Here is a 12,175-nt window from a genome sequence, read left to right as displayed (position 1 = left end):
GCGGGGGGGGGGGGCCGGCCCCCCCAAACCCCACCCCCCCCCGGGGGCGGGCCCCGGGGTCCCCACCCGCGGGCGGGGGGCGGCCCCGGGGTTTCCCCCCGCCACCCCCCCCCCGACTGTTTTCCAGGCGTCGCGAACCGTTGACGCTGGGTTTGGGCTGCCGTAACAATGAGGCAGCCTCGCGCAAGAAATTGGCAACTCATCGCAAGTTTTGAACGTGCGCGTCGGCCACTCTCACCCGCCCACCCAGGAGAGGCCATGAGGCTTCCGCAGTCCCGACATTCAGCGGGGCGGGTACTCGCCGCTCTGCTGGCCGCCAGCCTCGCGCTGTCGGCCGGCCCGCTCGTCCGCGCGACACCGGCGGACTCCGCGACGGCCGCCGTACAGGCCGGACCCAACCTCGCCGCCGGCAAGAGCGCCTCGGCCAGCAGCGTCACCCAGACCTACGTCGCGTCGAACGTGTCCGACGGCAACCAGAGCACCTACTGGGAGAGCGCCAACAACGCCTTCCCACAGTGGGTGCAGGTGGACCTCGGCTCGACAGTCGCCACCAACCAGGTCGTGCTCAAGCTGCCGACCGCGAACTGGGACGCGCGAACCCAGACCCTCGCCGTCCAGGGCAGCACCGACGGGCAGAACTTCACCGACCTCTCCGCCTCCGCGCCCCGCGCGTTCAACCCGCCGGGCAACACCGTGACGATCGACTACGGCACCGCGACCACGCGGTACGTGCGGATCCGGATCACCGCGAACACCGGCTGGCCGGCCGGGCAGCTGTCCGAGCTCGAGGTCTACGGACCCGCGACCGGCGACACCCAGGCTCCCACCGCCCCGGGCAGCCTGGCCTTCACCGAGCCCGCCGCCGGCCAGATCCGGCTGACCTGGGCCGCGTCGAGCGACAACGTCGGCGTCACCGGGTACGACGTCTACGCCAACGGCGAGCTGCGGACCAGCCTGGCCGGTAACGTCCTCACCTACACCGACAACCAGCCGGCCAGCGTGTCGGTCTCGTACTTCGTCCGCGCGAAAGATGCCGCTGGCAACCAGTCGGCGAACAGCAACACGGTTACCCGTGGCGGCAGCTCTGGTCCGGGCAGCAACCTCGCCCTCGGCAAACCGATCACCGCGTCCGGGGCCGTGCACACCTTCGTCGCGACCAACGCCAATGACGACGACGTGACGACGTACTGGGAGGGCAACGCCAACCCGGCGACACTCACGACCGCGCTCGGCGCGAACGCGGATCTCAACTCGGTCGTCATCCGGCTGAACCCGGATCCGGTCTGGGGCGCACGGACGCAGACGTTGTCCATTCTCGGCCGGGAGCAGGGGGCGTCGACCTTCACGACGATCGTGCCGAGTGCGTCGTACGACTTCGCTCCGGGTAGCGGGAACAGCGTGACGATCCCGGTCAGCGCGCGGGTGGCCGACGTACGGCTGAACTTCACCGCCAACACCGGCGCACCGGCCGGGCAGGTCGCCGAGTTCCAGGTGATGGGCGTGCCGGCGCCGAACCCGGACCTCACGGTGTCCGGCGTCTCCTGGACGCCCACCTCGCCCGTGGAGACGGATGCGATCACCGTGCGGGCGACGGTTGGCAACTCCGGTACGGCGGGATCCGCGGCGACCGAGGTGAACTTCTACCTCGGCCAGACCAAGGTCGGTACGGCGGCCGTCGGAGCACTCGCGGCCGGAGCGTCGGCCACGGTCAGCGCCTCGCTCGGCACGCGAGACGCCGGAAGCTACGCGTTGAGCGCGAAGGTCGACGAGTCGAACACGATCATCGAGCAGAACGACGCGAACAACACCGCGAACGCGGCCGGTCCGCTGGTGGTCACCCCGGTCGCGAGCTCCGACCTGGTGGCGGCAGCGGTCAACTGGACGCCGAACAACCCGTCGGCGGGGAACAGCGTCGCCTTCTCTGTCGCTCTGAAGAACCAGGGCAGTGTGGCGTCGGCGTCCGCTGCGCACGGCATCACGCTGACGATCCTGAACGGCAGCACGGTCGTGGCGACGCTGACCGGGTCGCACAACGGCGCAATCGCGGCCGGTGCGACGACGTCGGCGGTTGCGTTGGGCAACTGGACGGCGGCCAATGGTCGCTACTCGGTGCGCGTCGTACTGGCGGACGACGCCAACGAGTTGCCGGTGAAGCGGGCGAACAACACCAGCGAGCGGCCGTTCTTCGTGGGCCGTGGAGCGAACATGCCGTACGACCATCTGGAGGCTGAGGACGCCTCCGTCGGTGGCGGTGCGGTCGTGGTCGGGCCGAACCGGACGATCGGCGACCTGGCCGGCGAGGCGTCCGGCCGGCGGGCGGTCACGTTGAACTCGAACGGCTCGTACGTCGAGTTCACCACCCGGGCACGGACCAACACGCTCGTCACCCGGTTCTCCATCCCGGACGCGGCCGGTGGCGGCGGGATCAACTCGACCGTGAACGTGTACGTGAACGGCACCTTCCACAAGGCGTTGCCGCTGACCTCGCGGTACGCCTGGCTGTACGGCGCGGAGGCGAGCCCGAACAACTCGCCCGGCTCCGGACCGGCCCGGCACATCTACGACGAAGCTCAGTTGATGCTCGACGCCAGCTACCCGGCGGGTACGACTATCAAGCTGCAGAAGGATCCGGCGAACAGTACGACGTACACGTTCGACTTCATCGACACCGAGGAGGTCGCGCCGGTCGCCAACCCGGGCACGGGATACGTGACGCCGGCCGGGTTCACGCACCAGGACGTGCAGAACGCGCTCGACCAGGTGCGGCAGAACAGCGCGCTGCAGGGTGTGTACCTGCCGCCGGGTGACTACCAGACGTCGTCGAAGTTCCAGGTGTACGGCAAGGCGGTCCGGGTGGTCGGAGCCGGGCCTTGGTACACGCGGTTCCATGCTCCGGCCGGACAGGACAACACCGATGTCGGGTTCCGGAGCGAGGCGTCGGCGAACGGGTCGACGTTCACGGGGTTCGCGTACTTCGGCAACTACACGTCCCGGATCGACGGGCCGGGGAAGGTGTTCGACTTCGCCAACACCGCGAACATGACGATCGACAACATCTGGGTCGAGCACATGGTCTGCCTGTACTGGGGCGCGAACACCGACTCGTCGACGATCCGGAACTCGCGGATCCGGAACATGTTTGCCGACGGCATCAACATGACGAACGGGTCGGGCGGCAACCTGGTCAGCAACAACGACGCCCGGGCCACCGGTGACGACAGTTTCGCGCTCTTCAACGCCACCGACTCCGGCGGCGGCGAGGTCCGCGACAACGTGTTCGAGAACCTGACCGCGACGCTGACGTGGCGGGCGGCCGGGTTCGCGGTGTACGGCGGGACGAACAACGTGTTCCGGAACCTGTACGCCGCGGACATGCTCACCTATCCGGGGGTGACGATCTCGTCGCTGGACTTCGGAATCCCGATGAACGGTTTCGGCGCGACGCCGCCGACCCGGTTCGAGAATGTCAGCCTGGTGCGCGCGGGCGGGCATTTCTGGGGTAATCAGACATTCCCCGCGTTGTGGATCTACTCGGCCACGAAGATCTTCCAGGGAATTCGGGTGAATGATCTGGACATCGTCGATCCGACGTACTCCGGAATCATGTTCCAAACCGACTATGTGGGCGGGCAGCCGCTGTTCCCGGTGGCGGACACGGTCTTCACCAACACGACCATCTCAGGAGCCCAGAAGTCCGGCGACGCCTTCGACGCCAAGTCCGGCTACGGCATCTGGGCCAACGAACTCCCCGAACCAGGCGAAGGCCCCGCCCGAGGCACCGCCACCTTCACCAACCTGACCCTCACCAACAACCACACCAACATCCACAACCCCACCACAACCTTCACCCTCACCCAGAACTGACCTCACTCAGGGGCCGCCAGAGCATCCTCACGGCGGCCCCTGACCGAGGACGCCAACCCAGCTCGTCCACCGTCCGGTGAGCTGCCGGGCCAACTTCCAAGGGATTCTTATCCCGAGGCCTCACAAACGTAGCGGGTTTCCAGAGGCATTGTCTGCCGCTTTCGCGATCTGCCCCGAGCTGCCCCACGATGCCCCGGTGTTACAGCGGTTTCCCCGCCTGCCCACGTGCCAAGGTCGAACCTTGCCACTCAACAGGGCGGGGAAATGCCGATCCACGTGTTCGTCGACGAAACCAAGTCCCGAGGATTCCTGATGGCCGCCGCACGGTGCCCGTCAGACGATGTCGCCGTGAACCGCAAGGCACTACGCGCGCTTCTGCTGCCTGGGCAGGAGCGACTGCATTTCCGGCACGAGAGCGATCGGCGCCGGAAGAAGATCCTCAGCGCAATCACCGACTTCCACCTGCTGGTGGACATCTACCGAGCCGAGCGGAACGACCACGGTGCTCGCCGTGCGTGCCTCGAAGCCATCGTTCGGGACAGCGCAGCGTCCGCCGAGCGCCTTGTGTTCGAGCGTGAGGAGTCGACGTTCGACCACGACTGGCGGTGCCTACGAGAGGCTGCGCACCGCTTCGGCTGCCACGAGACTCTCCGCTAGGACGTGCTGGTCGCCAAGGCGGATCCGTTGCTGTGGGTGCCGGATGCGGTGGCGTGGAGTTGGATGCGAGGTGGCGCGTGGCGGCGCGCGGTTGCGCCGTTCTGCCAGATGCAAGAGCTCTGAACAGCGCGAGACCCGGCTCGTCCACCGTCCGGAGGGCTGCCGGGTCCACTTCCGAGGGACTCTTGTCCCCCGGCAAGACCAACGTTACCGGTTGTCGGCAGTGATTGCTGGCGTTTTGGGGATCTGCCCCGTGATGCCCCGGGTTGCCCCGGTTAGCAGGTGGTGGGCGGTGGGGGTTTGGGAGTGGAGGGCGGTGCCGTTGGTTCGGTGGGTGGTGATCAGGCCGGCGTTGCGGAGAATTCGGGTGTGGTCTGAGGTGCTGGGCAGGGAGATGCCGGTGCGGCGGGAGAGTTGGGTGGTGGTGGCTGAATGCGTCAGGGCTCGGAGGACGGTGGCTCGGGTTCGGCCCAGGAGGTCGGCGAGGGCGTCGGTGTCGGGGAGGTCGTCCGTCGCGTGGTCGGCGCAGGGGTAGACGAGGACCGGGCGGCGATCAGGTGCGTCTAGGGCCAGGCACTCGGCGGTCAGGGGTGACGGGTAGAGCTGCAGGCCGCGGCCGTTCAGGTGGATGTCGAGCACTGGACCGGCGGTGAGGCCGTAGGTGGTCAGGATCGGAGTGGACCACTCGACGTCGGGGTGGAGTGACTCGAGCAGAGCGTCGACCCCGCCGTGCAGCAGCGTGCGCGATCTGAGGGCGAGGTCCGCGGCGTACCGGAATTCGAGTTCGCTCGACGACGGCGCGAGTACTTCGGTGTGAAAGTCGCGTACGGCGTTGCCGAGCGCCCGCCGTGATCCGGCCCGGCCCGCGAGCAGGCCTGCCATGAACTCGTCGACCTCCGGCGGAAGCCACGGCGCCAGCTCGTCGTGAACGACGGAAGCCGGCGTGTTCATCAGCGTCTCGACGGCCGGCTCGAGACCCGGCGCCGGCACCTCAGGCGTGAGGAAGTCGGGGAACTGCCCAGCCGGAGCGATCAGCTTGAAGAGCGGCCGCATCGACGGCCGGAGCCGCCGGCCCGCCTCGCGCCGCCAGCGCCGAGCGACCGGCGGCACCGCCAGGTCTCCGACGACCCGATCGCCGAGCGCGCGACCGCCCGACCCCAACGCCCGCGCGCGCAGCGCCCGAGCCGCGAGCGCTGCTTCCCACAGCGGCTCCGGGTCGGCCGGAAACGTCACCCGGCCGAGGTCCGCCGCGGTGAAGTGGATCCGGATCATCCACCGATTGTGCCCAGCCGGGGGCCACCACGCCGACCTCTTCGGTTCTGACCGAATCCGGTCGCCGCTCCCACGCCGCAAACCGCAGTCTGACCCGATGAAGCTCCTGGCAGCCCTCACGGTCCTCGCCCTCGCCGCGTCCACCCAGCCCGCCGCCGCCCACGCCGTACCTCAACGCCCGACCGAGTACGTCGTCTCCACCACGCCCGGTGAGACGCTCGAAGGCATCGAGGTCACCCGCGACGGCATGATCTACGTGACCAGCGTCGGCACCGGCGCCGTGTACCGCGGCAGCACCCGCAACCCCCGCCTCAAGCCCTTCCTCCCCGCAGGCAAGGACGGCCGGACCTCCGCCACCGGCGTCCACGTCGACCGCTGGGGTCGCGTCCTCGTCGCCGGTGCGAGCACCTCCAAGCTCTTCCTGTACGACGCGACCGGCAAACTCCTCGCCGTACGCAAGGCCGCAGACGGCTCGTTCCTCAACGACTTCACGTTCGCCGGCGACGCGGTCTACGTCACCGACTCGGCCCACAACCAGATCTGGCGCGCCCCGCTCACCCGCCACGGCTTGGGCGAGCTCGAGCCCTGGCTCACCCGCGACAAGATCCAGCCCACGCCGTACTTCCTCAACGGCATCGTCACCGACGGAAAGACCCTCCTGGTCGGCGAGCAGGGCCAGGACGTCACCTACCGCATCGACCTCCACACGAAGCAGGTCAGCACGCTGGAAGTCAGCAACGGCATCCTGTCCGGCGACGGCTACCTGCTCGAGGGGCACCGCCTGTACGCCGTCTACAACGCCGGCGGAGGCAAGTACGTCGCGAGGCTCGCCGTACTCGACCGAGACCTGACCAAGGCCACCATCGTCGCCGACTCGGAGCCCGGAGCACCTGGCGCGACCCCGACCACCATTGCCCGCGACCGCGGTCGGTTGCTCTGGGTCAACAGCCAACTGGATGTCGCTCCGGGCATTCCGCCGTACACGGTGTCCGTCGTACCAGGACTGCGGTAGATGGACGCTGAGGAACGGAACCGCTGAGTCAGAGGTCGTCGGCGATGCGGGCGAGGACGACGCCGGCGCGGAGCACCAGGTCGCGGTCGGCGTCGTCGAGGCGGCGGAGCAGCTTGCCGAGCTCGTCGGCGGCCTGCCGTCCGGAGGCCTCGACCATCTCCGCGCCGGCCTTCGTGAGCACGACCGCGGTCGCGCGGCCGTCGACCGGGTCCTGCTCACGGCGGACCAGGCCCGCGTCCTCCAGAGCGGCGACCGTGGTGGTCGCGGTCGGCTGTGAGCACGGAACGCGGGTCGCGATCTCGCCGATCCGGATCGGTTGCTCGTCGGCGATCAGCATCAGCGCGAGGAACTGGGTCGGGTGCAGGACCGTGGTGGTACGACTCCGGCGCAGGTGCCGGACGATCCGGTGCATGCTGACCAGGAGTTGCAGAGTCTCATGTGCCATCGCGATCACCTCCTCCGAAGGAAGCGCCATCCTGGCACACGTCCGACCGATCTCCTAGGTCCGGCCTGCCAATCCGGCGCCGTAGCGAGCAGACGTGACGACGACGGATGTGTCCGTGACGAAGGTCAGGTGTGTACGGCGAGGACTCCGAGGGCGAACGCGGTCCCGGTGAGGACGAGCATGGTGCCGGCCAGTTGCACGAGGCGGCGCTGGAGGGTGGGCAGTTCGGCGGCGGTGGCGAAGACCCGACGCGGCCAGTGGCGCCAGGAGACGTACCAGAAGATCACGCTCGCGACGAGCAGCAGAACGCCTTTCAGCGCGTGGATCCACCACTGTTCCTGCTCGAGCGCGAGAAGCAGACCGCCGGTGGCTGCGATCGCCGCGATCAGCCCGACCACCTTCCACCGGTTGCCTGAGGCAATCACCGTGGTCAGCGCCTCGCGGGCATCCGCGTCCGGCCCGAAGTACTTCGCCAGCTTCGGCCGCACCACGAACAGCGAGTAGGCCATCCCACCCACCCAAGCCGCCGCCAGCCCCGCATGCACGATCGCGACGACAGAAGTCATGCCCGGCAGCCTAGATCACCGCCACTGCGCGACGAGACCGTCCATCATGTCCTTGATGTGCTGCGGTGCCTTGGAAGGCGAGCCGGTGTCGTACGGCGGCTGCGGGTCGTACTCGAGCCGGAGCTGGGCAGCCTGCGCGTCTTCTGGCCGGGTCAGCTTCGCGACGACCTCGAGTGCCAGGTCGATTCCGGCCGAGACCCCGGCGCCGGTGACGATCTTGTCCTGGAACACCACGCGTTGCTCTGTGGGCTCCGCGCCGTACTTGCGGAGTTCGTCGTACGCGACCCAGTGGGTGGTTGCTCGCAGCCCGCGTAGCAGGCCTGCCGCCCCGAGCAACAGGGCGCCTGTGCAGACAGAGGTCGTGTAGGTGGTGTGCTCGTGGGCCGAGCGGATCCAGTCGACGATCGGATCGCCTTCGCGTGCCATCTGGCGGGTGATGTTGCCGCCCGGGACCAGGAGTACGTCGGGAGTCGGCACGTCGTCGAAGGTGTGCTCGATGTCGAAGTGCAACCGGCCACCGGCGTCGCTGAGCCGGCCGCGTTGCGCCGCGCACACGACAACGTCGGCGCCGGGCATCGCGCCGAAGACCTGGTACGGGCCGATGGCGTCCAGGATGGTGACCTTGGGGAAGAGGGCGATGGCTATCTGCATGACTGACTCCTCGGTCAGTGGGGGCGGTTGTCGTAGGCGGTGCGGAAGCGGTCGCGGTAGTCGGACGGGGCGATGCCGACGATCCGGTGGAACGAGCGGCGGAGGGTCTCGGCGGTGCCGAACCCGTACCGGCGGGCGATGCTCTCGACCGAGTCGTCGAGCTCCGCGAGGGCACGTTGCGCAGCCTCGATCCGGGCGCGCTCGACGTACAGGGCCGGAGGTACGCCGATCTCCTGGGTGAACCGTCGTTGCAGGTGACGCGGGCTCAACCCCGCCACGTCCGCGAGGTCGGCGATGCTGTGGCGACCGCCGGGGTCGGTGTGGATGGCGTCGACGACCTTGCGCAGTACGTCGCTCGACGGCTGGGTGGACCAGAGCGGCAGGCTGAACTGCGACTGGCTTCCGGGGCGGCGCAGGTACAGAACGAGATCGCGCGCGACCTCGAGCGCCGCGTCCCGCCCGAGATCGGCCTCGACGAGCGCGAGCGCCAGATCCATCCCGGCGGTCACGCCGGCGGAGGTCCACAGCTCGCCGTCCCGGATGAAGATCGGGTCGGGGTCCACGTCGACCGCCGGATACTCACGGGCCAGCTTCGCCGCCTCACTCCAGTGCGTGGTGACGCGGCGGCCGTTCAGCGACCCCGCTTCGGCGAGCAGGAACGCGCCGCTACAGACCGACGTCACCCGCGTCGCGTCGGCGGTCGCGGCCGCGATCCATTCGACGAGACGCTGGTCCTGGCAGGCATCGTGCACACCGCTTCCCCCGACGACGACCAGCGTGCCGACGGTTTGCGGGTCGACGTCCGCGATCCCGAGGTCGGCGAGCACCGGCAGCCCCATGTTCGACCGCACAGGACCGGGCTCCGACGCCACGATCACACACTCGTACCCGGCCTCGGCGAACACGTCATACGGCCCCACCAGGTCGAGCGTCTGATACCCGTCGAAGATGACGAACGTCACCACTCCAGGTCCCATACCTCCACCTTGCGCCCGCTTGGCGATGACGTCCACGCCACACACCCCACAAATCACGCCATGGTTGCCACAGGCAAAAGCACATGCGGTACGACGGTGCGCCCACGCGGTCGGACCAATCCAGAAATGTGAGCAGGTACGACGCGAGCACTCACACAAACCGCATCCCCGCATGTCCCGGCCGACAACCCGCCGGACGCCGCCGGCAGCCACGTGACTGGTTGAGGCGAGCCCCCAGACGACCGCACCACCGCAGTTCCCGGGCGGAGCCCGGAGATCGTAGGTGACAGCACGCAGGACCTAGGCGAAAGCCCAGCCACTCCCGCGCGACAGCGCGGAGGTTTGCGGGCGGCAGCCCGCCGAAGGCCAGCGGCAGCTACGTGAGTTGCTGAGGCGAGCATCTCGACGGCTGCACCGCCGCAGTTCCCGGGCGGCAGCCCGGAAGTTGCGGGCGGCAGCACGCAAGACCTGGGCGAAAGCCCAGCAGTTCCCGGGCGACAGCCCGGAGATCCCGGGCGATAGCCCGGAGGTTGCGGGCGGCAGCCCGCTGGGACGGTGGTAGCCGGCAGAGCCAAGGGTGGGTAGGAGCGGGCGTAGCGGGGGCGACGAAGGAGCTCCTGCGTAGCACGCGTGGGATATACACGCGTAGTAGATGCGTGAGCCCCCGGGAGACAGTTCCCGGGGGCTCACGTGCTGGAGAGATCAGTCCTCGTCGGCCTTGCCGGATTCCAGGTTGGACTTGATCAGGTCCATGACGGTGGAGTCGGCGAGGGTGGTGACGTCGCCTACCTCGCGGTTTTCGGCGACGTCGCGGAGGAGCCGGCGCATGATCTTGCCGGAGCGGGTCTTCGGGAGCTCGGCGACGACCATGATCTGGCGCGGCTTGGCGATCGGGCCGATTTCCTTGGCGACGTGGTTGCGGAGCTCCTGGACGACATCCGGTCCGCCGTCGCCGGCCTCGGAGCGCAGGATCACGAAGGCGGCGATCGCCTGGCCCGTGGTCGGGTCCGAGGCGCCGACGACCGCGGCTTCGGCGACCTTCGGGTGCGAGACGAGCGCGGACTCGATCTCGGTGGTGGACAGCCGGTGGCCGGACACGTTCATCACGTCGTCGACCCGGCCGAGCAGCCACAGGTCGCCGTCCTCGTCCTTCTTGGCGCCGTCGCCGGCGAAGTACACGCCCGGCCAGCGGGACCAGTAGGTGTCGACGAACCGCTGGTCGTCGCCCCACAGCGTGCGCAGCATCGCCGGCCACGGCTTCGTGATCACGAGGTAACCACCCGAGCCGTCCGGCACCGAGTTGCCCGCGTCGTCGACGACGTCGACGCTGACTCCCGGGATCGCCTTCATCGCGGCGCCGGGCTTGCCCGCGGTCACGCCGGGCAGTGGCGAGATCATGTGCATGCCGGTCTCGGTCTGCCACCAGGTGTCGACGACCGGCGCGTTGTTGCCGCCGATGTTCTCCCGGTACCAGACGTACGCCTCCGGGTTGATCGGCTCGCCGACCGACCCGATGACGCGCAGCGAGGACAGGTCGAACTTGGCCGGGATGTCCGCGCCCCACTTCATGAAGGTCCGGATCGCGGTCGGCGCGCAGTACAGGATCGACACCTTGTACTTCTGCACGATCTCCCACCAGCGGCCCTGGTGCGGCGTGTCCGGGGTGCCTTCGTACAGGACGGAGGTGGTCGCGTTCGCGAGGGCGCCGTACACGATGTAGCTGTGGCCGGTGACCCAGCCGATGTCGGCGGCGGTCCAGTAGACGTCCGTGTCGGCCTTGAGGTCGAACACCCCCCACTGGGAGTACGCCGTCCCGACGAGGTAGCCGCCGGTGGTGTGCAGGATGCCCTTCGGCTTGCCCGTCGTACCGGAGGTGTACATCACGTACAGCGGGTGCTCGGCATCGAACGCCTCCGGAGTGTGCTCGGCCGACTGCTTGCCGACGAAGTCGTCCCACCACAGGTCGCGGCCCTCGACGATGGTGGTGTCCTGCCCGGTACGGCGGACCACCAGGACGTTCCGTACGTCGGGGCACTCCTCGAGCGCAGCGTCGACGGCCGGCTTCAGCGCGGCCGGGGCGCCACGGCGGTAGCCGCCGTCGGAGGTGATCACGACGCGCGCGTCGCAGTCCTGGATCCGGCCCTTGAGCGCGTCCGCGGAGAAGCCGCCGAACACGACCGTGTGCGGGGCGCCGACCCGGGCGCAGGCGAGCATCGCGACCACGGTCTCGGGGATCATCGGCATGTAGATCGCGACCCGGTCGCCGGCCTGGACGCCGAGCTCGAGCAGCGCGTTGGCCGCCTTGCTCACCTCGTCCTTGAGCTGGGCGTAGGTGATCTCGCGGGTGTCCCCCGGCTCACCTTCGAAGTAGTAGGCGATCTTGTCGCCGAGGCCGTTCTCGACGTGCCGGTCGACGCAGTTGTAGGCCGCGTTCAGCTTGCCGTCGGCGTACCACTTCGCGAACGGCGGGTTGCTCCAGTCCAGCGTCTGGGTCGGCTCGACCGCCCAGGTCAGCCGCTTGGCCTGCTCGGCCCAGAACCCCTCGAAGTCGGCCGCGGCCTGCTCGTAGGCGTCGGCCTTGAGGTTGGCGTTCGCGGCCAGGTCGGCGGGCGGCTCGAACCTGCGCTCCTCGTGCATCAGGTTCGACAGGGCCTCGGATTGGGGTGACTCTGCATTCGTCACGTCGCGGACTCCTCCTCGCTAGCTTCGGCGCGCTGGAGCGCCCGGTCCC

The 12,175-nt window shown here is 68.9% G+C and carries 9 protein-coding genes; 3 read left to right on the top strand and 6 right to left on the bottom strand.

All coding sequences use genetic code 11. From position 1 onward, the window contains the following. Window positions 1–258: 258 nt before the first annotated feature. Both ACIBGM_RS13410 and ACIBGM_RS13405 read left to right on the top strand, forming a co-directional pair. Window positions 259–3,864 carry a discoidin domain-containing protein gene (locus ACIBGM_RS13410; RefSeq protein ID WP_360527051.1) on the top strand — a complete coding sequence of 1,202 codons (3,606 nt, stop codon included), beginning with the start codon at window positions 259–261 and terminating at the stop codon, window positions 3,862–3,864. 264 nt (window positions 3,865–4,128) lie between these two features. Further along, window positions 4,129–4,521, top strand: a complete 393-nt coding sequence (locus ACIBGM_RS13405; protein WP_360527048.1) for a hypothetical protein — start codon at window positions 4,129–4,131, stop codon at window positions 4,519–4,521. Between the two features lie 207 nt (window positions 4,522–4,728). Here the strand turns inward: ACIBGM_RS13405 and ACIBGM_RS13400 are convergent, their stop codons facing one another. Next, a complete protein-coding gene (locus tag ACIBGM_RS13400) occupies window positions 4,729–5,793 on the bottom strand; it encodes an ArsR/SmtB family transcription factor (protein ID WP_396385601.1) in 1,065 nt (354 codons plus the stop codon). Between the two features lie 97 nt (window positions 5,794–5,890). Between ACIBGM_RS13400 and ACIBGM_RS13395 the strand changes: the two genes are divergently transcribed. Continuing rightward, window positions 5,891–6,805, top strand: coding sequence for a superoxide dismutase (locus ACIBGM_RS13395; protein WP_360527038.1), 915 nt, complete (start codon window positions 5,891–5,893; stop codon window positions 6,803–6,805). A 28-nt stretch (window positions 6,806–6,833) separates the two neighbouring features. Here the strand turns inward: ACIBGM_RS13395 and ACIBGM_RS13390 are convergent, their stop codons facing one another. From ACIBGM_RS13390 to acs, 5 genes are all read right to left on the bottom strand, one after another. Beyond that, the gene (locus ACIBGM_RS13390; protein WP_360527035.1) at window positions 6,834–7,250 is read right to left on the bottom strand and encodes a MarR family transcriptional regulator; all 417 of its coding nucleotides are present in this window, start codon (window positions 7,248–7,250) and stop codon (window positions 6,834–6,836) included. 125 nt (window positions 7,251–7,375) lie between these two features. Continuing rightward, entirely contained in the window at window positions 7,376–7,816 is a 441-nt protein-coding gene (locus tag ACIBGM_RS13385; RefSeq protein WP_360527032.1) for a hypothetical protein, read from the bottom strand. A 15-nt stretch (window positions 7,817–7,831) separates the two neighbouring features. Further along, window positions 7,832–8,467: a DJ-1/PfpI family protein gene (locus ACIBGM_RS13380; RefSeq protein ID WP_360527029.1), complete on the bottom strand. Its 636-nt coding sequence runs from the start codon at window positions 8,465–8,467 to the stop codon at window positions 7,832–7,834. 14 nt (window positions 8,468–8,481) lie between these two features. After that, entirely contained in the window at window positions 8,482–9,444 is a 963-nt protein-coding gene (locus ACIBGM_RS13375; RefSeq protein WP_360527026.1) for a GlxA family transcriptional regulator, read from the bottom strand. Between the two features lie 702 nt (window positions 9,445–10,146). Continuing rightward, window positions 10,147–12,081, bottom strand: coding sequence for an acetate--CoA ligase (gene acs / locus ACIBGM_RS13370; protein ID WP_360527264.1), 1,935 nt, complete (start codon window positions 12,079–12,081; stop codon window positions 10,147–10,149). Window positions 12,082–12,175: the final 94 nt, after the last annotated feature.

Origin of the sequence: Kribbella sp. NPDC050470, from assembly GCF_044458365.1 — a bacterium.
Lineage (GTDB): Bacteria > Actinomycetota > Actinomycetes > Propionibacteriales > Kribbellaceae > Kribbella.
The sequence above is the reverse complement of the archived record's forward strand: the minus strand, read 5'-3'. Positions and strand labels throughout refer to the sequence as shown.

Coding starts and splice junctions, on each gene's coding strand:
- ACIBGM_RS13410 (WP_360527051.1), top strand. CDS start 259: ATGAGGCTTCCGCAGTCCCGACATTCAGCGGGGCGGGTACTCGCCGCT.
- ACIBGM_RS13405 (WP_360527048.1), top strand. CDS start 4,129: ATGCCGATCCACGTGTTCGTCGACGAAACCAAGTCCCGAGGATTCCTG.
- ACIBGM_RS13400 (WP_396385601.1), bottom strand. CDS start 5,793: ATGATCCGGATCCACTTCACCGCGGCGGACCTCGGCCGGGTGACGTTT.
- ACIBGM_RS13395 (WP_360527038.1), top strand. CDS start 5,891: ATGAAGCTCCTGGCAGCCCTCACGGTCCTCGCCCTCGCCGCGTCCACC.
- ACIBGM_RS13390 (WP_360527035.1), bottom strand. CDS start 7,250: ATGGCACATGAGACTCTGCAACTCCTGGTCAGCATGCACCGGATCGTC.
- ACIBGM_RS13385 (WP_360527032.1), bottom strand. CDS start 7,816: ATGACTTCTGTCGTCGCGATCGTGCATGCGGGGCTGGCGGCGGCTTGG.
- ACIBGM_RS13380 (WP_360527029.1), bottom strand. CDS start 8,467: ATGCAGATAGCCATCGCCCTCTTCCCCAAGGTCACCATCCTGGACGCC.
- ACIBGM_RS13375 (WP_360527026.1), bottom strand. CDS start 9,444: ATGGGACCTGGAGTGGTGACGTTCGTCATCTTCGACGGGTATCAGACG.
- acs (WP_360527264.1), bottom strand. CDS start 12,081: ATGCACGAGGAGCGCAGGTTCGAGCCGCCCGCCGACCTGGCCGCGAAC.